The organism is Bradyrhizobium sp. ORS 111 (assembly GCF_045571485.1).
Taxonomy (GTDB): domain Bacteria; phylum Pseudomonadota; class Alphaproteobacteria; order Rhizobiales; family Xanthobacteraceae; genus Bradyrhizobium.
In genome coordinates this window covers 2,628,094-2,649,655 of the sequence record NZ_CP120701.1, presented here as the reverse complement: position 1 = coordinate 2,649,655, position 21,562 = coordinate 2,628,094, and the positions used below count along the sequence as shown (strand labels likewise).

Here is a 21,562-nt window from a genome sequence, read left to right as displayed (position 1 = left end):
TCTGCAGCTGCGGCCCTCGGCGCCGATTTGTTCGCGGGCAGACCGGCAGCCTGCCTCTTGAACCGTCTATCTGTTCGCGCTCCGGCCGAGCGGCCGGCAAAAACGAGGCCGCGAGGAAAGGACCAGCATGGCGCCGCCGGTCGCGAGAATTCGGAACCGACTGCTTCTCCCCGAAGCGGTTCACAGCGTATGGCAGAAGGTCATCGCCCGGACCCAGTCACGACGGGGATACCTCATTGGTGCGCGAGGGATCGACGCCGGCTGCCCCGAGACGCTGCGTGGCTCGGTTCGAGAGCCCGGTGCGGCGCCAGCCGCACGCGCGGAAAAACACGTCTACGGAACAATCAAGCGCGTGGAAGCCGGACTTCCTCCCGGGCCTTTGTCAGGGTGTTGTAGATTCTGACCTGAAGCATCGGACGACGCGTCTTAAGCTCCTCCGCTCGTGCCCAGGCTCCATCTCGGGTCGAGAATTCGGCTTTCAATTGGCCGTCGACTTCGAGCACGTAACCGGAAGTCGGCAGTTCACGGGTGGGTGCGACCATTTTATTCCTTTCGGCCAGTTGGTCTGATCAATGAGCACGGCTTAACCCGAGTCGACCCGACCGGGCCAGCTTGTCGGTGACAGTCATGTGCTGCAAAATCGGTGATGGACCTACAGGGCGTGCCCGATGCTAGCGACCGCCAATGATTCCGCGCGCCGCCAAGACATCGACGACAGTCTCCGCCAATTTGTCGGGCGTCTGCCCCACGGTCCTGAGGTGAATTTCGGGCCTCGTCGGCGCTTTGTAGGGCGCATCGACGCCCGTGAAGTTCTTGATCTTTCCGGACCTCGCCTTTGCATACAGACCCTTAGGATCGCGCCGCGCGCATTCCTCGATCGGCGTGTCGACGAAGACTTCGATGAACTCCGCCTCAGCAACGAGGTTTCGCACCATATCTCGTTCGGCCCTGTGGGGCGAGATGAACGAGCACAACACGATCAAGCCGCTGTCGGCCATCAGCTTGGCGACTTCGCCGGCGCGCCGGATGTTCTCCACGCGGTCAGCCTCGCTGAAGCCAAGATCGCAGTTCAATCCGTGGCGGACGTTGTCGCCATCCAACAGCATGGTGTGGCGCGATGCTGCGAACAGCTTTTGATCGACGAGGTTGGCAATTGTCGATTTTCCCGCGCCTGACAGGCCAGTGAACCAGACGATGCAAGGTTTCTGATTCATCAGTGCGGCACGCTCGCTCCTGCCCACGGAAACCGCTTGCCAGGCAACATTGGTGGCCCGCCGCAGCGGAAACGCAATCATGCCCGCGCCAACCGTACGATTGGTGTAACGATCGATGACGATAAATGATCCGGTTTTCCGATTGACATCGTAAGGATCGAATACGGCCGGCAATGCGGTCGCAACATTGCAGAATGCGATCTCGTTGAGAGAAAGCGTCCGGGCTGCGAGGTGCTCACATGTGTTGACCTCGATCCGGTGCCTGATTGCGGTAACGTTGCCGGCCACGGTCTGCGATCCGATCCGCAGGATGTAATTGCGTCCCGGAACGAGTTGCTCCTCGTCCATCCAGATCAGATAAGCGGCGAAGTGATCAGCGACTTTCGGCCGCTCGCCTGGCCGCGCCAGAAGATCGCCACGGCTGATATCGATCTCATCTTCCAGCGTAAGGGTGACGGCATCACCAGCCTCGGCTCGGGGCAGGTCACCCGCCTGGGTCACGATCCGCTTGACGCGCGTCGTTCGTCCGGATGCGGCGACAACGATCTCGTCTCCCGCCGAAATACTCCCCGAGGCTACTGACCCGGCATAGCCACGGAAATCCAAGTCGGGCCGGTTCACCCATTGGACCGGAAAACGAAAAGCCCGGCTTGCGGCGTCGGACTGGATATCGACGCTCTCCAAATGCCCGAGCAGACTTGGACCATGGTACCACTTGGTATGCGCGGAGCGGTCCACGACGTTGTCGCCGTAGCGGGCCGAAATCGGGATCGGAATGATCGAAGTAAAGCCAAGACCGGCGGCAAAGCCAAGGTAGTCACCGACGATCCGATCAAAGCACTCCTTCTTGTATGCAACGAGGTCGACCTTGTTCACCGCCAGCACGATATGGCGAATACCGAGCAGCGAGCAGATAAAGGAGTGGCGCCGGGTCTGGACCAACACGCCTTTGCGCGCATCGATCAGGATGATGGCGAGCTGGGCGTTCGAGGCGCCGGTTGCCATGTTGCGGGTGTACTGCTCATGCCCGGGCGTGTCGGCCACCATGAAGGAGCGCCGCGACGTCGTGAAGAAGCGGTAGGCGACGTCGATCGTGATGCCCTGCTCCCGTTCGGCTTCGAGCCCGTCCACGAGCAGCGCGAAATCGATGTCATTGCAGGCCGAGCCGTGCTTGGCGCTATCGAGTTCCAGCGCCGTGAGCTGATCGCCGGGAATCATCTTGCCGTCATGCAGCAGGCGTCCGATCAGCGTCGACTTTCCGTCGTCTACGGAACCGCAGGTGATGAATCGCAGCTGATCCTTTGTTCCGGCCTCAACGGGTGCAGTTGTCATTGTGGAAGCCATCAAAAGTAGCCTTCCCGCTTCTTCTTTTCCATCGAAGCGGCCTCATCGGTATCAATCAGGCGTCCTTGACGCTCCGACGCCGTTGCCGAGCGCATTTCCGCGACGATGCCCTCGATCGTGGTCGCGTCTGACTCGATGGCTCCGCTCAGGGGATAGCACCCCAACGTGCGAAACCGGACCATCCGCATCTCCGGGGTTTCGTTGCATTCAAGCGGCAACCGTTCGTCGTCCACCATGATCGTCGCACTGCCTCGTCGCACGACAGGCCTTCGCTTAGCGAAATAGAGCGGCACGACTGGGATCTTTTCGAACATGACGTACTCCCAGATGTCGAGCTCGGTCCAATTCGACAGCGCGAATACGCGCATGGTTTCGCCCTGACGAATTCGCGTGTTGAAGAGATTCCAGAGCTCCGGCCGCTGATTGCGGGGGTCCCACACATGACGCGCTGATCGGAAAGAGAAGATTCGTTCCTTTGCGCGGCTCCTTTCTTCGTCACGTCGCGCGCCGCCGAAGGCTGCATCGAACTGGTAGAGGTCGAGTGCCTGCTTCAGAGCGTCGGTCTTCATCACCTGGGTATGGAGAGCCGAACCGGATACGATCGGGTTGATCCCGCGTTCGATGCCTTCATTGTTCACATGGATGATCAGATCGACGCCCAGCCGCTTGGCCGTCTCATCCCGGAACGTGATCATTTCGCGGAACTTCCAGGTCGTGTCGACGTGAAGCAGGGGAAACGGCAACTCCGCGGGATAAAAGGCCTTGATCGCGATGTGCAGCATGACGCTCGAGTCCTTTCCGATCGAATAGAGCATGACCGGCTTTTTGAACTCGGCGACCACGTCGCGCATGATTTCGATCGATTCAGCTTCGAGTCGGCGCAGATGTTTCGGCAGCATATGTCTTTCTTCGATGCAGGATCTCTGCTCGCTCAGTCCCGTATTGACGTACTTGCTCCGATCCGCACAGCCGTTCCGGCGATCGGGTGTGCTATATCGCGTGGCTTTCAATTGGGTCAAATACCGCGACGGTCGCAAGGCTAGTTATGTGGACGTCCTGCCGCTCCTTCGTTGCTCTCCACGACCAGCCCATCGGATGTTTTGTTGACGTGCTTCGTCGCGAGACAACGATCACCAAAAGGTCAGGTCGTTCAGTTTGATGGCAAGCCTATCGGTCATCGCTCGATTCCCTTGAGGCTTTGCTCGAGCCGCACGATCTCGGCCCGCAACGCCGCGATCGTGGCATCGCGATCGCGAATCGCCTCCACTTGCGTACCTCGAGCGGCCTCAGAGGCTGAAAGTGCGTTGCGCAACGGAGCCGCCATCGCAGCTTCCAGCCGCGCACTCGCCTCGACTATGGTCTCGGATGTATGCTGCGACTCCGGGGAGCAAGCATTGTCTGAAGCCTGCCGAGCCACGGAGGTCAATTCGCCGGCGTTGGTTGGGAAGCCGGAGGACGTGCGCAAATCCCACCAGATTCGAAATATCCGGCGATATAGTTCAGTTACGTCACGTCCCTTATCCACGATTCCAGCTTGTTGGGCATGCCGAAGCTCCTCCTCATAACCGAGCTTTATCATGAGCTCGGCGCCGACCAGATCGGTTACCGTTTGCATTTCTTCGATGCTCAACTGGGCTTGCCACGCGTGGACGGAGCCGCCATCGATGGTCCTTCTTTCCAGGATCTTTCGATCTCCAAAGCTGCTGGACAGCAAATAGCCCGCTTGCTCCATCGTCGCCCCAATGCTGATTGGTTCACAGCCGAGGCTGGCAACCAGGCGCTGTATTTCCTCCTCCGGATGCGCCACCAGCAGTTCATACTGCACGACCTGCGTCTGTTGGCGAGCGCGGTGCGCCGCGAGCCTGGGCAGGCCCAGAACCAGGTCGGCGAGCGCCGACGCAATGCCGTCGGGTAGACGGAGCATAAGATCAGCGAGAGACGAGACGCTGACGGATCGAGTGTTTTCTGCCTGAAGTGGAATTCCCCATGTCGACTTCAGGGATGCAGCAATGGCGTAGGGATTGCGCATCAGGAGGATTTGCGGAGCGTCCGGATAAAGCGCGTCCAAAAATTCGAGCACCATCCAATAGCGGGGGGTCTTATCTATGATGATGCGCTTGCCCGCGGCAGCCAAATATTGACCGTATGCCGCATCTGCAAAAGCGCGGCTGACCATATTGCGGTCGATACGACCCAGGAATTCGGAGGCCGCGGCTTCAATCAGTGATGACCCAGCCGGATGACCGTGGCGCAACCTGCCAAATGCCTCAAGCGCCAGCATGAGCCAAGGTTCAGGCGGAGCCGCAATATCCGGATGCTGCTGGAGCAAATGCGCCAGCAGCGTCGTCCCGGACCGTGGAAGACCGAGAAGAAAACAGACTGCAGGTGCGCAATTAACATCCCGGCTCATGATACTGCTCCCTCTGCCCCTTGGACAGCGCAAGCGCAGCCCACCCCTTCCCCACCGGAAAGAAATGATGGTGGCCGCGGCATTCTACACAGGCGGACCGCTCGGACCGAGCCATCGTGCACGAAGGATTTCGGCTGCAACTCTTCATCCGGGAGCCATCAAACTCGGATGACCTGGCCGGATGTCAGCAATTTCAGGTCCTGGCCCGGGATCGCCCGATGGCCTACAGAGCTAACGCAGACAGAACGGCGAGTTCAATTCTACGAAGATAAGTAGCCGATATAGAATCGCTTCGAAAAACTATACGAACGTTTATCGCGCAAGTGCTCATCCGCATGGATCTGTTGTCGGGACGACTCGGCCCTCGATGCTGCTTCCAAGATCGCTAGCTAGTCGAACGGAGAGACGGTCGACACGATCGGAGATGCGTGGACGAGGCCGCTACGATGCAAGGAACTCACCACGCGGGAGGCCCAGCCGATACATCACCAACAAGCCGGGTGCCGCGAGATATTCGCAAGCATCTCACCTAGGCGGAACGAGATCGCCTTCCGCGTGGATACCCACTCCAGGTCAACGCACGAGGAGCTTGCAGGCACGCTCGATGCTAGTATACGTCGCGAACTCGCCTGCGGGTACAGCTGCCTCCTTCATCGCGTGCCGTTCAGCCCCTTATTCCGTCCAGATCGTACCAAACATTTGATCCGCTTTCCGCAAGCTGCCATTTACCCACACTCCCAATTCGCGGTAAGAGAACAATCGAGAAGGACATCTTGATTTACAATGCTGTCGGATCCGCCCAGCTCCGCGAAAGCGCGGGGTCGTACCATTGCTGAACATCAGGAGATGGTGCGAAAGTTCTCATGGGAGATCAGATCCATCAACGGCTGCCTGGAGGACGTTCGTCAACTGTTGGCGCACGCGCTTGGCATTACCGGGCCGCAGTGGATGGTCTTGGTCGGCTTGGCAGATTTGAAGGCAGAGAATGGTGTTCCCGTTAATGTGGTATCAAAGCTGATACACGCCGACGCTTCATTCGTCACGCTCCAATCAAAGGCACTGGAGAAAAAGGGCCTGGTGCGTCGCAAGTCCTGCACAAGCGATGCTCGGGTTGTGCGGCTGTCGCTGACGGAAACAGCTTACAAGCATCTAGCGAACGTTGCTACGCAACAGAAGGCACTGGATGAGTTCATTTTCGGCGAATTCAGCGCTGCGGAGTTCGCCGAGTTCGCTGGCAAGCTGGCCGCCGTCAGGCGTCGCCTGGAAAAGGCTCGCTTGAAAATCGCCCTGGAGTTCTGAGGACCAGTTGCACGATCCTCAGAAATAACGAGGGACAAATGCCGTGTCCGATCTTTCAACTTTCGACGTTTTGTTAAAGCAACGCAGACGACGCTGGCTGTGGTCAGTTTGCACGATCGATGGTGCGCGGATTATGACATGCTCAGGACGGAGCCGATCTGCCGCCAACTATGAAGCCACGCGAGCACTTTTCTTGTTGCTACTCAGGGCACCGTATCGTTCGGGACGTCGAGGACTCAAACCGAGCAGGAGACCCATCCGCAGCGCTTGCTTTCACCTACACTTCAGGTCCACCGGGCTCTTCGATGAATGGCCGGCTCCGGAATTTGTCTCTTCTTGAGCCTGTGCGACTGACGACGGTTGTTGAGCATTTGCCGCATTACGCCTCGGCCTAGTGTCGCGGAAGGCTGCTATCCCGTCGAGTCGATGCAAGCATCGGCTGAAGATAACAGCCGGTGCATTCGGGTCAGGCGATCACATTGCTCCGCCATTCTGGCACCTTGCCGCGGATTTCGGGGTCTTCGGAAACCATTGGATCCGCACTTGGCGGTATCAGCAAATCGCCTCAACCTCGAGGATATGGGCCCTCCAGCCTAAGTGGGATTGGCCGTGCAGCACTATTGCGCCGAACCCCGGCGGGAACGTCATACGCCCGCCGCTTGCGTCTCCTGGATGGAATCCGGAAGCCTCTTACTGGCTTACTGGGTACATCGATCTATTTCGTGCGATCCTGAATTTCACGACGAACTCGGCATGGACGGCGAAGCAATGCTCTCATCTCTGCTGCACTGATACGGCCAGCGAAGCCGGCCTCCCCGCCGCGGTGAACCTTAGCATTCCGATTGCCGCGGCGATGCAAATTACTCGGCAGCATGTGAAGAAAACGAAACGCTTGTGAGGAAGCCGATAAGCAAGCTGCTTCGCTCGCAATTCGACCACTCAACAATGTACGGCAGGGGGTCCGCAGGTTTCCAGGATTACCCCGCTCAAACAGAAAATGGTGCGGGACAACGCAGAGGACGAGTGGCGGACAACAACGCAGTCTGCAGTCAGGTCTAAGACACAATCTCCAATCGCTCACAAGGGCGGCTCGCGAGCCGCCCTACTCTGTTCCGCGACACGGAGTTGCTATCGCAGATGTCCGAGTCCAATTCCGAGATTCAAGGCCTTCTGGCGTAGCGCACCGACAGTACGCTTGGTCATCTTTGCTAATTTTGTGACCGGAGTCCGAGCCTTCGAATGGGCCTTGAGCTCCTTGATATCTGCCTTGGTCCACTCGCGCCGCTTAACGCGTTTCTTCTTTGCTTGCTTCACAGTAGATGCTCCTTTCAGAGGAGCGGCTTGTAGCACAACTTTTCCGCAGCGACGACCCATAAAAGACGATCAATCACAGGAACTCGCGCTGCTTTGGCGACCCAAGAGCTAAAGCGATTATCAATGGCAGCTGCGGCGTTGCGTGAATTCGTCAGGTTTCGGCCCGACTTGGCTACGCATTTGCAAACGCAGCAATCCGCGTTTACGGGCTTCAACAGGGCAGCGCTCGCTATTGAGCGAGGACGAATCGCACAACGCCTGAAAATGATCCGACCCCAGAGTTCCCTGTTTCTTTCCTTCATTTTTCCATCCTGTTGGACGCCTTTTTGAGAGATGGGCCCGTCTCATGGAATCACAGGAGCGCACGCTGTAGTTTGGATCACCGCTCACACATACACCATATAACTATGCAGCCTTGCTGTGATATACTTTGTGTGCAGCTACTTGACCGGCACGATTCACACGAGATGCGAGGCATCATAACCATAGCGCAGGACATTTCTGCGAAATGGATACAACTTATGTGCCGCTGAACAAGCGCTTCTCCCCGCCGCGATGACGAAGTAACAGGCGCGGAGACAACACGAGTATCCACGCAGTCGACTACTGGCCCTTCCATGCGGTATCGCCGATTCAACCTTCGCACGGAACATATTCGGCTTCAGCCCCGCCTATTCCGGGCGAGCCGACGAATCCTTTTGCTCATCGGAGCATACCGCGGGCGCCTGGACCGTCTCCTCATCTGATTCCGATCCGCGTTTTGTTTCGTCACCGGATTCCTGACCTTCGTCCACCGTGCAGGGACGGATCCGACTGATACGCGTCCGAAAGATTTCCGCGCGCTCACATCGCGGACATGCACACCATGATGGCGTTCGTCGAGACCCGGAAGTGCGCACTGGCCGGATTGACGCCTTGGGGTAAACGATTGCGGATTTGCGATACGCAACCGATGCACCGCTGTTGATCATGTCATTCACGATGGTATCCACGGCGTTGTCGAGAGCATGATGCCGAAGATCTGAGCACAGTCCGGCGGCGCTGGATGTTGTCGATGTGCGGCCCGATCAGATGGAACAGCGCTACGAATAGTCAAGCCCCTCAGCGCGCTTCTTGGAGATTAGTACGAGCCCCCACGAAGCGGGCGCTGCAGATCGACTGGAGCCCATATATCGAGGCCACGACAATTGCGTTGGCGCCGAACGCCAGGTTTGTCCATTGCGCTATAAGACGCCCAGAGCCGATCAGAGCTGACTCCAAGGAACGGCAAGCTCAGCACCCGTGGCGTAAAGTGTTAAGCGATCACTGGCCCACAAGTTGGGCGATGCAGGGGCACAGCCAGGCCGCTCATCTTCGGATCGAACAATGGCTATCAGATCGTATCCCCGAGCACGACGGATTGGCATCAATCCCCAACGTACTGCAGGTGTTGTCCGCCTCACGAGCGAGGGCGTGCAGCGTCGCCTCGTTCGGGCAGTATTTCACGGCACTTGCCGGCTTCTCTCGTTTAAGGCTGGCCGCACATCGGGCCTTGGCGTAGCACAGTCCACATACGCGCTGAAGATCGCGCAACACGTCGCCTTGCGCGGAGGCAAGCGATTCCTCGGAAATGCCGGCACGCGCGAGACGCTTGCTCAAGAGCTCGGGCAAGCTCGGACTTTGCGCCAGCGCTCGAAAATCGGACGTGGAGAGATTAAGCTCCCGCGCGATAAAGTCGATGTCCTGCCGGCTCAAGTAAGCCAATTCTGATTGCTGGGAGAGGCTCGCCCGTAACCTGCGGAGCAGATTTTTGAACAGTCCAGAACCACGAATATGTGCAGGTTGAGTAACCATGCGCGATACTTCTCAAGCTTGCTTTAGCTGCCCGAGCCTGGCTGGTTTTTGACATCCATCAAATAGGACCCCGACTTGCGGGAAGAAACTCCCCGGGTAACGCCCACCGAAATGCATCTGCGGCGACAGCGAGCTAGCTACGTTCCCTGGTGACAAAAACCCGTCTATCGGTGGCGATAGCGCCGCTGGCCAACAAGGATTGGCGACAGAGAAGTCTCCCTAATCTCATGTTCGCGAGCAACTGAAAACCAACGCGTTGTCGCTCTTGAGGGCCCCTCAGCGGCCGCGATCGCATAGCCAGTGATCAGGTTGATGCGAGCCTACACGATGCCGCCGAGACTCGGTTCTTCAGTGCTCATAGCTGTGGCCGCGACCAGTGCCGGAAAGACCATCGACAATCCGCGGTAAGCAATCAATCCGCCAACTGCTTCGCAGCCCACGTCACCACACGTCTCGCCCTGATCTACAGCGAACCAGTGCGATTCTCCTTCGATTCTCTTCCCACCAGAATCCTCACATCATTGCGCATTCGAGATTTTGATCTCGCTCAATCCGATTGCGCACCGGCTTGATAAGGTACCACGCGGGGGGATGAAGGCACGCTTAAAACGCATAGGACACACCATTCATGATACACATTCTCCCGGCGTCGATCGGTCTGATCTTGGTCATTATCATCACATCCGCTCAGATGGCTGCACTGCCCCGGCCGATTCAGCGGAGACATCCAGCTAGCCTCGCCGGCTCGTCGCCGCCGTCCATTCGACGCCGCGTTTGACGTTCGTTGACCTGCAACATGGGTCGGTTGCGTCTTGCCATCGCGGGCGAGACAGGCGATGCGGACCGCACTGCCCGGAAGATTGCTTGATCTTGTCAACCAGCAACGATGAACGGCACCGCGGAGCCGGTCGCCATCTCACTTGGGAACGCATCGAAACGGCGCCCTTTGATCGCGTGTTGGAGATTGCCGTGATCGAGGGGAACATCATTCACCGGCTGGTCTTCCCCTGCCGCCGCAGCTTCGGTGGCTGGATCAAGGTACAGACGGGAGAACGCGTCGCCGTGCAGCCCACCCATTGGCGCGTCTGGTGCGAATAGCATCGGATGTCATCACCGCGGATCGGGACGCATCTGCTGGCTCGACTGCCACCCTGGAAGCCGCAATGCAATCGGCACGATCGCACCAGGCGAGTTCCGAGCACCGCGCTAATTTAGATCGCTCGCCACGGCCTTGAAACACGAGTGGCGCAAGCCAAGGACAATTGAGAGCGGCGAGGTTCGCGGCACAATCCTCAGCTACCCCCGAGCCACCTGCAACTTCTTCATTATCCCGCCAGTGAGAGCTTCACTCGAGAGTGTGCCGACCGCCCCCATTCGAAATTTCGCGGTTGATCGGCTCGATGTACTCGGGCAGCACCCTCATCGTGTCTTGGCCGACTTTCTGGTTGCTCTCTTACATTCAGTCGAGGTGGAATCGCTTTCGTCCCAATGCCACGATTTCCCGGTCGCTCGGCCGATCGCACGACTCAACGTGCACGGTGAGGTCCGGCCGCGCCCTTATCAGAAAGTGCATAAGGTCGGTCTTCTCGGCACCTGGCCCAATGATGAGCAGATCAGTGCAGCCGCCGACAGCTTCGCCGACCCTGATGAAGAATGTGGGATCTTCATGGATGCAGCCAGGGCCGGTCGTATTCGCTTTGTGATGCAGCTGCTGGGATGGCAAACGCGCACGCACGGCCGTTGCGCTGGCGCCTGTCATTCCGACAGAAAATATCTTGGCTATGAAGTGATCGATCCAGATGACTGAGTGCACGTGCGTTCGAACTGTCATTCCGCTCATGAACTGGCTCCAATATCCCCTCTCGCGGTTTACTCCCTCAATCGGAGCACTGCCGCCGCAAGCCTTACTGCGGCTGACGCACCGATTGCGGTTCCTGCGGCGACGACGGGACCTGAGCAACGCCGTAGATGTCTAACGCCTCGGCCACATCGTCGACACTCCGTGGCAAACAGCGCGCCCGTGACGACCACACGTCGGCGGCTAGGAATGCGAAGGCTCCGACGAGCTTTCCGGGTCGGCCTCATTGTCCGATCTGTGCTGCGGCAGAATGGCGGTTTGCATGAATCGCGAGCTATCGCGACCAGCAGGCCTGTGTTGACATGCACGAGACGCAGCCAGTCGATCACAACCGGAACCCGCAGATTGGGGTGACATTGCGCGTGTAGTGGCTGCGCTCGACCGATTTTGCCACCGTAGAGTTCGCCTGCCCGAGCGATCGCCCATCGCATGGTCTGAATTGACGGCATCGTGGGGCATCGTCCGAGCCGCCACCCATGACGCGCGGGAACGGGTCTCGATTTCTCAGCTCCACCGATTACTAATGCGACAGGCATCATGCCGGTTCTCCTTACTCGGCATCAGAGCATTGCAAGAAATACGCCGCGGCCGAGTTGATCTCGCTCAAACGAAGTCGGCAAACGATTATGCAAAACGTCCAACTGTCCCCGCGAAGGCCAGGGTCTGACGGGCAACGCGTCCTTTCATGTTAGGAGAAGGGCAATGTTCGGAACCATACTGGTCCACATTCCCACGGAACTTCCGGTGCGTCCTGCGCTGAACGGATCGATCTCCCTCGCCGTCAGCACGGGTGCCCATCTCGACGCTACGGCGATCGGATACGAGAGAACGATCATGCCCCTCATTGCGACCGGCGGCGCACCGGTCACCTCGATTTTCGAAGTCGAGCACGACCGGGCGCTGAAGCGAGCTGAGGCGGCGATTCGCGTCTTTGATCGGGAGGCGAGGAACGCCGGCATCTCCTACGCGACCCGCGCGGTCAGTGCGGTCCCATCCGAGGCGCGCGCGCTCCTCTGCGCGAGCGCGCGCGTCCACGACGTGACTATCGTCACGCAGCCGCGGAGCGACCACGACAGCTATGATAACGTTATGCCAAGCGAGATCCTTTTTAGGGCCGGAGGTCCAGTCCTGTTCATGCCTTACGCCTTTCATAGCCCTTTTTCAGCCAAGCGAATCGGGATTTGCTGGGACAGCAGCCGGCTGGCAGCCCGCGCGGTGCACGATGCTATGCCGCTGCTGCGCAAAGCCGATGCTCTCACCATCATCATGGTCACCGGCCGCGGCACTGTCTCGCCCGAAAGCTCCTGCGACCATCTGGTAACGCATCTGGCAAGGCTGGGCCTCGCGGCGAAGGTCACCTCGGTCCTCCCGGTGCGCCGGTCGAAGCTCCAATCGATCCTCTCGCGCGCAATGGACGATATCTTCGATCTCATAGTGATGAGCGCGTGCAGCTCCTCCTGGCTGCACGGAAAGCTCCTCGGCCGTATGAGGCGCGATCTGCTTCGGTCAATGACCGTCCCGACCTTAATGTCGCACTGAGCGAGGGATCATCCATGCGATTTTCCGCCATTCCCTCCTGCATGCTCCCAGCGCCAGCCAGATATGAGTCATCACGATCGAGGGCATCTGAAGCTAATGGCCGATGAGCGTCGGCGAACCAAATCAGCGACGCCGTCGATCCGACGGGACGTACTCAGGTTTCCTCTTCGTCACGAGCGATTGATCGAGACCCATCGATCAGATGCTGCGATGCTGCCATGCGGACCCAGGCGACGGGTCCTTTCCCAGATCAGCTCATCCAAGCAGCGTGTTGCATTAAGGAACGTTCGCTTGATCGGCAAGTCGACGGTTTTCCTGCTGCACCGCAATTGGCCTGAGCTGATCTGCGCGCGACGGAACGGCTGGTGAACTGCGGCCTCCTCTTTGCGATTTAGGCTGGCAGCGCCCGGTGGATCCCGGCTCGGATCGGGCTTGATCCAGCGCAATTGGGCACAATCGCTTTCAGCTTACATTGTCTAAGTCGAAGGTTCTTGCCTGGGAGCACTACAATGATCGTCGATCGTTTGCGTCGAGAGCATCGCAATATCGACCTGCTCCTCAACGCGCTTCAGCGCGAACTGGATATTTTTGAACGTGGGGATCGTCCCGACTATGAAGTTATTCGCGCGATTATCAGCTACTTCGAAGTCTACCCGGAACTGTACCATCACCCGCAGGAAGATTTGATCTTCGCCAAACTGAAGATCCGTGATCCGGATGCGGCTGCAAGCCTCGGAGACATCACATGTGAGCATCACGAAGGCGCTGATCGTTTGCATCATCTCGCTGAAGCGATCGATGGCGTTCTCGCAGATCGAGAGATCCTTCGGCAAGATGTCGGCAACATTGTGCGCAATTTTATAATGCACGAGCGACATCACATGACGTGGGAAGAACGGGATCTCTTTCCCACCGCCCTCAAGGTGCTATCAGCTGAGGATTGGGCGGACGCTGCTTCCGCCCTCAACGATCATGGAGATCCGCTATTTAGTGAGGATGCCGAAGCGATTTCCGACGCGCTAAGAGCGCACATTCTGGAACTCGCGCAAGAGGCTGAAGCCGAACGACGCTCGGCCGCGCTTTCATCCGCGATGGCGGTGGTCGCACGCGGCGGCACCGAGGCAAACGGGCCGTTGCCTTGACGGCGGGTCATCTTCGGCGATGTCAAGTAACTGCAAACCGGCGACTTCGGCGATTGTCGCAGAATGTGCATATTCGGGTCCCGCGCCGGACCACATCACACCAAGCCGGATGGGCATCGTTGCCTATAACCACACTGCATGCGCGAAGGCGCCTCCAAGTTCCTCACGACATGCCCGTTTATCGCCGGTTGGCAAACCTCGGCTGGATGGCGTGTCAAGACAGACGCCCACGACGTCGGCGAACGGATCGAGACGGCCTGCCTTGAACCGCTGTCACTTGCGGCTCGAAGCGATCCGACGCAGGCAACGGACAGGCCTCACCGAACATGCTGGGGGCGCGAACGGCTTTGGCCACTCTGCGCGATGACAGGCGCGAATGGGCCGCCACGAGAACTGCGGTACCTTGGTAGCACGCGCATATCGCTCGTACCTTGTCAGTTCATCCGCGAACTCATTTATGCGCCGTCTGGTCATCGCCTAGCCAATCCCGACTTGAGGATGGTTGCATGGGCACGCCGGGCAATTTTTTTGAGCAAGCGCAATGATCGTCTGCCGCAAGTCCGATAGTCGCGCCGGAGAGAAAGAAAGGAAACCGAATGCGACCGGATCTGGCAAACTCCTACGGGCAGGACCGGCTACCGCGCTACACCAGCTATCCCACAGCTCCGCATTTCTCGTCGTCGATCAGGGAATCAGACTACCGCGTATGGCTCAAGTCGCTGCGGAGCCGGCAGTCGGCATCGATCTACCTGCACGTGCCCTTCTGTCGCTCGATGTGCCGGTACTGCGGGTGCCACACGTCTGTCATGAAGCGGAGCGAACCGATCGCGACCTATGCGGCAGGGCTGCGCACTGAGGCCCACCTCGTCGCAGAAGCCATCGGTCAGCAACTGTCGATCTCTCATGTCCATTTCGGGGGTGGCACTCCGACGATCATGATGCCCGAAACCTTCGCTGATCTCGTCGGCGCGCTACGCTATTCGTTCCTTGTGTTGCCTGGTGCCGAGATCGCGGTCGAGATCGATCCGCGGACGTTGACAGAGCCGATGGCGGAGGCGCTGGGCTATTGCGGGGTCAATCGAGCGAGCCTTGGCGTCCAGAGCTTCGATCCTTTGGTGCAGCGCGCCATCAATCGCCGGCAGAGCTTCGAACAGACCGCAATTTCGGTCGAGTGGCTGCGCCGTGCCGGCGTGAACCGGATCAATTTCGACCTGTTATATGGCCTTCCCCTGCAGACCGTCGCGTCGTGCCGGAACACGGTAGCCAGGTGCCTCGAGCTGCGGCCGGCTCGATTTTCGGTTTTTGGCTATGGTCATGTTCCATCGTTCAAGAAACATCAGCGCAAGATCGACGAAGCCTCTTTGCCTGACAGCGTCGCACGGCACCTCCAAGCCGAGACAATCGCGGAAGTTCTGGTTGATGCCGGATACGTACGCATTGGCCTCGATCACTTTGCCCTCCCGGACGACAAGCTGGCTCTGGCGAGGCGGCAAGGCACGCTGAGGAGGAACTTCCAGGGCTATACGGACGATTCAGCGGACGCTCTCATCGGTCTCGGCGCCAGTGCGATCGGTCGCCTGCCCCACGGATTTGTCCAGAACACCGTCGCGATACGCGAGTATCTCGCTCGTATCATCGACGATCGGCTCCCAACCGCCAAGGGTTACCTGCTCACGAAGGACGATCGCTTCCGCGCCGAGATCATCGAAAGGATCATGTGCGACATGTTCGTCGATCTTTCTCAAATACTTCGCCTTCATGGCCAGGATCCAGAATCGGCCATCATCGACCGTTCTCGGCTCGACAGGCTTGTCGCGGACGGCGTTGTGATCATGGACGGTGACCGCCTTACCGTCAGCGACGGTGCACAGTTCCTTGTCAGAAGCGTCGCCTCGGCGTTCGACGCTCATCTTCCTCGTTCAGAAGCTCCCCACACTCGGGCGGTTTAACTCGACTCGCCACCGTCCTGTCCAGAAGGACGACCGTCTCCAGACAGTCGCTGAAAGAGGCGCTCGGCGCACAAATTGATCGCAGATCCAGCAGACCACTACGTTCCGGCGCAGGACAATCGTATCTGTCGCAGAAGCAAGTGCCTGGCTCCTGCAGAGCCCACCCCGTTAAGCGGACCTTCGCGCTTCACTCACTCATTTCAAAGCAGATTCTGGACGAGCTCATGGTCCCCGGACGCACTTAAGGTGCGTCGAGCAACTCAACAAGCCTGTCAGCAAAAGAGCTCCGATTGCACCGATCCAGGCACATCACGGTCAGCCATGTCGACGCCCGCTGGTCGAGCGCACCTCGCCGCCAAAGAACGGTTTACGTCGCAAACCTTCGTATATGTTCCCAAACCCATTCTATATTGGCCGCATACCGCCGCGCAATTGAGCCACGTCTCAACTGCGTCTAGCCTACCGACTATCGGAGCAGCGATTTTCCGGCGCCAAGCGGTCGTACAGTCGAGCTCGCTGGTCCAATGTCCAATGCAGTCAAGTCGGTTGAACGATGAAGGCAACCTCCTTGGTGGATCTGACGCGAATGCTCTGCTCGTTCACTGTCACATCTTGTCCGGATGACAATGGGCCGGCTCGTGACGTGTCGTCGGCGTTCCAAGGGCACAACAGCCATCCAAGGTTACGCGAAGGAGACACAGACTCCATTACCGACTTTGTTGCACGCGAAGGCCGGGTTGACTTTCACGGGACGTTGTCCAAGTCGGCCAGACTGATCCGCGGCCCGATTTCGCTCGGCCATCGGGTTTTTCGCGACCACAGTTTACGGCGAATGCCCTCGCCGTAGTCGAGCCGTCGGTAGCCCTCCCTCCACCGATGGAAGTTGGCGCGATGTGTAACAGCGTCGCTCCTCCCGGGCTCACTTCCGCCCGGCCGCCGAACAGCGGCCGGGCGTTTTTTTTGCGAACGCGCCGAAATTCACGAGGTCGCGGTTCCGGAGCAGAGGGAGCCACTTCTTTACCGGAATAAATCCCTTGAACCTCACGTTGCGTCAGGGCGTAGGACTCATACGCGCGCTTTTTCAAAGCAGGACGCGGACGGGGATGCAACGCAAGCCGAATAACAGACATGGTGCGATCAAGCGGCCGGATGGGAAGGCCGAATTGAACGTGTTTACGAGCGGATCGGTCAAATGCACACGGTTGTTGTGATGAAGCACTGCGTTGTCATCACCACGTTAATCGCTGTCACCGCAGCTCCGGTTTGCGCGGCGAAACTCAGCGGTCCGGCGCGCGTCATCGACGGCAATACGATCGAGATCGAGCAAACCAAAATTCGGCTCTCGGGCATCGACGCGCCGGAAACAGATCAGATTTGCCTCGACGTCCATGGCCAGAAATGGGCCTGCGGCATAAAGGCCCGCGATGAACTTATCAAGCATTCGAATGGCCAACTCTGGGACTGTCATACCACAGGTGTCGACCAGTACGGCAGGTCGCTCGGCAACTGCTTCATCGCAGGCGAAGACGTGAGCGCCTGGATGGTACGGTCGGGCTGGGCACTTTCATTGGGGCGATATACCCATAGCTACGATATTTATGAAGTTGTGGCGAGCAATGCCTATGCAGGCCTGTGGTCGGGGGCGTTCATCGCGCCTTGGGACTGGCGTCACCGCAACAAAGCGACGATCATCGTCGGCGCGAGCTCCGTACCAACCAACGCTCAGGAACTGCTGCTCGGACCCGATTTGCTGTCGGACCCGCCCTCACCCGAATGCCTGATAAAGGGCACCGTGGACGGCAAGGGCAAGCGCGTTTATCACTTGCCCGGACAACTCAGTTACGGACAAATCAACGTGACGAAGAAACCGGATGAGCGCTGGCTCTGCAGCGAAGCGGAGGCCGAGGCCACTGGTTGGCGCAAAGCCGCGCGATAAGATGACCCATATGCGTGCAGACCTCTCCCCAAATATGTCTCGTCCGATCGCGATCTCCCCTTCTCGTCGTTCCCTGATGCTGCTCGCAGCTTCGGCTGTCGGCTTGCTGCTTGGCAACAGCATTGTTGATGCGAAGGACGTAAAGGCGCCGCCAAAGCCGGATAACTTGCTTTCGCCGGACGCAGCCCTAAAGCGGCTCATGGAAGGTAATGCCCGCTATGTCCAGGGCGTATCGCGCCGCGACGATTTCAAGCACGAGCGCGAAGTATTGGTCGATGGGCAAAATCCCTATGCGGCGGTTCTGAGCTGCGCCGACTCTCGTATAGCACCTGAACTTGCCTTCGACAGCGGACTTGGCGATCTGTTCGTCTGCCGCCTCGCCGGCAATTTCGCCAACGACGACACCGTCGCCAGTATGGAATATGCGGTGGCCGTGCTGCATACGCCGCTGATCTTCGTACTCGGTCATGACCGTTGCGGCGCCGTCGACGCCGCGATCAACTCGCTCAAGGACAACAAGCCACCGCCGGGGCATATTTCGTCCCTCGTCACCGCTCTGAGGCCCGCGGTAGAGGCATCTCGCCACCAAAGCGGCGATGTGTTCGCCAATGCGATCCGGCAAAACGTGATCGATAACGTCAACAAGCTCAAAACGGCAACCCCCATCCTGAACGCGGCAGTTGATCAGAACAAGCTGAAGGTCTTAGGCGGCCTCTATCGGCTCGACACCGGCAGGGTCGATATGCTGAACTGACGCGGACATCGGACGTTGCTTCGCGCGACTGCGAACGACCACACTCAAAGATCACCCGCGCCACGCACAACGACCATTTGATTTGGCGCAGTGTTGCAGCCACATGAACAGATCTTTGACCCTCTTGCGGCGAAGACAGGAGATATTCGAGTTCCGAGTTTTCGATCGAGGAGCCCTCGCCCGTTGCGGGCCTTACAAAATTGGGGGTGGCGATAGGCTCTTCTCGCCACAACCTAGGCCAACGCGCCGAACGTGGGCTGCGTCACACTTACAGTACAGCTTCAGGAGTAAGCTTTGATATGCGTGGGCTCTTAATCCTCCTCGTACTCTTGGTAGTGATGTTGGCAACGCGGGGCCAGTACCAAGATAGATTCGCGCCACGGCCGACGGCGTCAATACCTGCCGTCAATGCGCCCTAGCCAACAGAGTTGATTGGAGCGGCAGATTGCGCCGAGGCACGTTGGATTTGACCGGCCGCCGAATATCGAGTGCACTCCAACCCGGCAGGACAGACCCGGCGCGGAGACCGCTTCGTTCATAACGTCATGAATGGCGCCGGATCAGTCCGGCGGGCCGGCCCTCAACTGTTACCGTATGAAGAACTAATCAGCATCATCGACCCGAGTCTGAGCACCACCTTCCATCGGAACATCCATTCAGCGACGTGGTTGAATTCATCCTCGCAGATCGACCAGTCATAGCCCATCGACGCGGACGGGTGGGTGAGCTCGATACCATTGTCCCCATGGAGTTTCTTGCCGACGCGAGACAATCTGGCAAATATTCTCGTGGCTCATCTGCCGTTGCCGTCGATACAAATCATCCTGCTCAGGATCAAGCGGTCAGCCTGGACTGAAGACCAGATAGAGCAGGATTACGACCACGACAGCTGCCCAGCCCACCGACGTGAGGAAGATTGATGCTCGCGTTGGCATTCGGATAGGCTCTCCCGCATCAGGCAAACGAAGGGACCGCCGACGCCAAAAGCGGTCTGGTCCACCTCGCGCCATGACTTTGGACCCGCCATAAGCTCGGAACTTCCGCGGGTGTGAAGTAAAAACAGCTTGCGATCGAGTGGAATAGTTACGACGTTGCGAAAGCGACACACCCGGCGTACGATACGGACGGATCCACGAGCGCATTCTGCACGATTGCCGTCATCCCTCTGCCGGTCCGGTTCAGCAACCGCTCATGGTCCAGTCCTATCGGGACGCTCCGTTAACTCCGGTAGCGACGTTCACGTGTCCGCTGGGTTTTGTCGCCAGTTCTGGGGTCTGCGCGCTCCGACGCGGGGTCCGATGCGGATCAGTGAGAGGGGACGTGCAGAAACGCCATTTCCTTCGGTTTTCTATCGACGTCGCTGCTGTTTACCAGCCCAGGCCTCCCATAAGGCGTCGATCGCACCGTGCCCACGGGACAACATTGGTGCGCAACGCATGGCTTCATCATTGAGCTGCCTCGTCACGGGTATCTCGTCGCCATTGGATGAGCTGTTGGACGTATGGAAGGATGTGTCGCTCTGGCGGCAGCGCCATGATCACGATCAGCGGATTCACCGCGCGTCACCCCACGTCTCTTCGACCAAGGCATCAACCATATCGGATACATCGTCTTGTCCGACGTTAAGCGTCAGGGAGATTCGCAACCGGGCCGTTCCCACGGGCACGGTTGGCGGCCGTATTCCACGGATGTCAAAGCCGCGCGACTGCAGCGCAGAGGCTAGCCGCATCGCGCGCGCGTTGTCGCCCACAACGTAAGGAATGATCTGTGAGTTCGAGGTGGTCGGGCGGCCGCACAAAGCGAGTTCCCGGTGCGTGAACTCCATCAGATCGACCAATTTTTTCTGCCGCTCAGGCTCCTCCTGCAGGATCAACAGTGCTTCCCGCACGGCGACCGCCATCAGGGGTGACGGCGCGGTGGCGAACATGAATGGTCGGCAGTGATTGATCATAAAGTCACGCAGTACACCGGAGGCGGTGACAAGCGCGCCCGCTGCGCCAAGCGCCTTCCCACAGGTGTGGATCACCACGAGATTTTCTCGCCCTTCATAGGGCTCGGTGAGCCCTCGCCCCTGCTTGCCGTAAACGCCTGTGGCATGAGCCTCGTCCACCACCAGGAACGCCTCGTGTCGTTCGGCGATTGCCATCAGATCCTTCAGCGGCGCAAAATCGCCGTCCATGCTGTACAGGCTTTCCACCACGATCCAGACGCGCCCCATTCCGCCCTTGGCGCGCCAATGGCCAATCGTGTCTTCGACCGACTGGGGCTCGTTATGGCCGCTTATCTGGCACTTGGCTCGACCGGCTCGCGCGCCTTCATGGATACTGGCATGCACGAGCGAATCGATAACAAGTAGGTCGCCTTGCTGCGGCAGCGTTGTCAGAACAGCAAAATTGGCGATGTAACCGCCGCCGAAGAAAAGGGCTGATTCGGCTCTGAAGAACTGCGCCGCTTCAGCTTCAAGAGCTTCGTGCTCTTCACAATTGCCGCGCAGGAGCCGCGATCCACCTGCGCCAATTGGCGTGCCGGCCCCAAGCGCGGCGAACAGAGCCTCTTTCATGCGCGGCGCGCTCGCCAGTGCCAGATAATCATTCGATGCAAAATCGAGTCCTGTGCGCGGCTTCAGCCCGCGCAGCCGGTCATCGTCCTTCAGGGCCTCCAAGGCCGTGACATAGCGGTTAAGCTTGCCGATGTAGGTTGGGTTCATTGCTCACTCCGCCCGATGCCATCATCGCGATGACGGCCTCATGGCCGCAAAACGACAGATGAAAGATCCACAATTGTCTCCGTCAACCGGCACAACTCAGGGCCCTGCACGTTTCGCTCTCTCGCGCGTTCACCTCTCTGCGGATGCCGCAACTCGTGTATCCACCATTCGGGTCTGATTGGAATCATTGGGCACACCTTGATTACATCGATGACAGGGTGCGCTTCGCTTCGATATTGGTCGGTTTCTGCGTGTTTGTTGAT

The 21,562-nt window shown here is 58.7% G+C and carries 13 protein-coding genes; 7 read left to right on the top strand and 6 right to left on the bottom strand.

The features are described 5' to 3' along the window. Window positions 1-671: 671 nt before the first annotated feature. The 3 genes from cysN to P6U30_RS12025 form a co-directional block, all read right to left on the bottom strand. Window positions 672-2,558, bottom strand: coding sequence for a sulfate adenylyltransferase subunit CysN (gene cysN / locus P6U30_RS12035; RefSeq protein ID WP_407169256.1), 1,887 nt, complete (start codon window positions 2,556-2,558; stop codon window positions 672-674). Beyond that, window positions 2,558-3,457: a sulfate adenylyltransferase subunit CysD gene (cysD, locus tag P6U30_RS12030; protein ID WP_407169255.1), complete on the bottom strand. Its 900-nt coding sequence runs from the start codon at window positions 3,455-3,457 to the stop codon at window positions 2,558-2,560. The genes cysN and cysD overlap by 1 nt, the downstream gene beginning before the upstream one ends. 275 nt (window positions 3,458-3,732) lie before the next feature. Continuing rightward, window positions 3,733-4,968, bottom strand: coding sequence for a sulfotransferase family protein (locus tag P6U30_RS12025; protein WP_407169254.1), 1,236 nt, complete (start codon window positions 4,966-4,968; stop codon window positions 3,733-3,735). A 783-nt stretch (window positions 4,969-5,751) separates the two neighbouring features. Here P6U30_RS12025 and P6U30_RS12020 point away from each other — a divergent pair. Continuing rightward, window positions 5,752-6,267 (top strand): MarR family winged helix-turn-helix transcriptional regulator, encoded by a 516-nt coding sequence (locus P6U30_RS12020; RefSeq protein WP_280973012.1) that lies wholly within the window; start codon window positions 5,752-5,754, stop codon window positions 6,265-6,267. A gap of 2,661 nt (window positions 6,268-8,928) precedes the next feature. Here the strand turns inward: P6U30_RS12020 and P6U30_RS12015 are convergent. Together P6U30_RS12015 and P6U30_RS12010 are read right to left on the bottom strand one after the other, a co-directional pair. Next, window positions 8,929-9,414 (bottom strand): hypothetical protein, encoded by a 486-nt coding sequence (locus P6U30_RS12015; RefSeq protein ID WP_407169253.1) that lies wholly within the window; start codon window positions 9,412-9,414, stop codon window positions 8,929-8,931. Window positions 9,415-10,287: 873 nt separating this feature from the next. Further along, window positions 10,288-10,491 carry a hypothetical protein gene (locus P6U30_RS12010; RefSeq protein ID WP_280973016.1) on the bottom strand — a complete coding sequence of 68 codons (204 nt, stop codon included), beginning with the start codon at window positions 10,489-10,491 and terminating at the stop codon, window positions 10,288-10,290. A gap of 352 nt (window positions 10,492-10,843) precedes the next feature. On the opposite strand from P6U30_RS12010, the gene P6U30_RS12005 reads away from it, so the two are divergent. The 6 genes from P6U30_RS12005 (at window position 10,844) to P6U30_RS11980 (ending at window position 18,592) form a co-directional block, all read left to right on the top strand. Further along, entirely contained in the window at window positions 10,844-11,221 is a 378-nt protein-coding gene (locus P6U30_RS12005) for a hypothetical protein (protein ID WP_280973017.1), read from the top strand. A gap of 753 nt (window positions 11,222-11,974) precedes the next feature. Further along, on the top strand, window positions 11,975-12,811 hold the full coding sequence (locus P6U30_RS12000; protein WP_407169252.1) for a universal stress protein: 837 nt from the start codon (window positions 11,975-11,977) through the stop codon (window positions 12,809-12,811). Between the two features lie 509 nt (window positions 12,812-13,320). Next, window positions 13,321-13,953 carry a hemerythrin domain-containing protein gene (locus P6U30_RS11995; protein WP_280973019.1) on the top strand — a complete coding sequence of 211 codons (633 nt, stop codon included), beginning with the start codon at window positions 13,321-13,323 and terminating at the stop codon, window positions 13,951-13,953. A 596-nt stretch (window positions 13,954-14,549) separates the two neighbouring features. Beyond that, on the top strand, window positions 14,550-15,902 hold the full coding sequence (gene hemN / locus P6U30_RS11990; protein ID WP_407169251.1) for an oxygen-independent coproporphyrinogen III oxidase: 1,353 nt from the start codon (window positions 14,550-14,552) through the stop codon (window positions 15,900-15,902). Window positions 15,903-17,094: 1,192 nt separating this feature from the next. Continuing rightward, window positions 17,095-17,838: a thermonuclease family protein gene (locus P6U30_RS11985; protein ID WP_407169250.1), complete on the top strand. Its 744-nt coding sequence runs from the start codon at window positions 17,095-17,097 to the stop codon at window positions 17,836-17,838. A 10-nt stretch (window positions 17,839-17,848) separates the two neighbouring features. After that, on the top strand, window positions 17,849-18,592 hold the full coding sequence (locus P6U30_RS11980; protein WP_280980468.1) for a carbonic anhydrase: 744 nt from the start codon (window positions 17,849-17,851) through the stop codon (window positions 18,590-18,592). Between the two features lie 1,552 nt (window positions 18,593-20,144). Here P6U30_RS11980 and P6U30_RS11975 read toward each other — a convergent pair. Then, entirely contained in the window at window positions 20,145-21,299 is a 1,155-nt protein-coding gene (locus P6U30_RS11975; protein WP_280980469.1) for an 8-amino-7-oxononanoate synthase, read from the bottom strand. Window positions 21,300-21,562 lie beyond the last annotated feature (263 nt).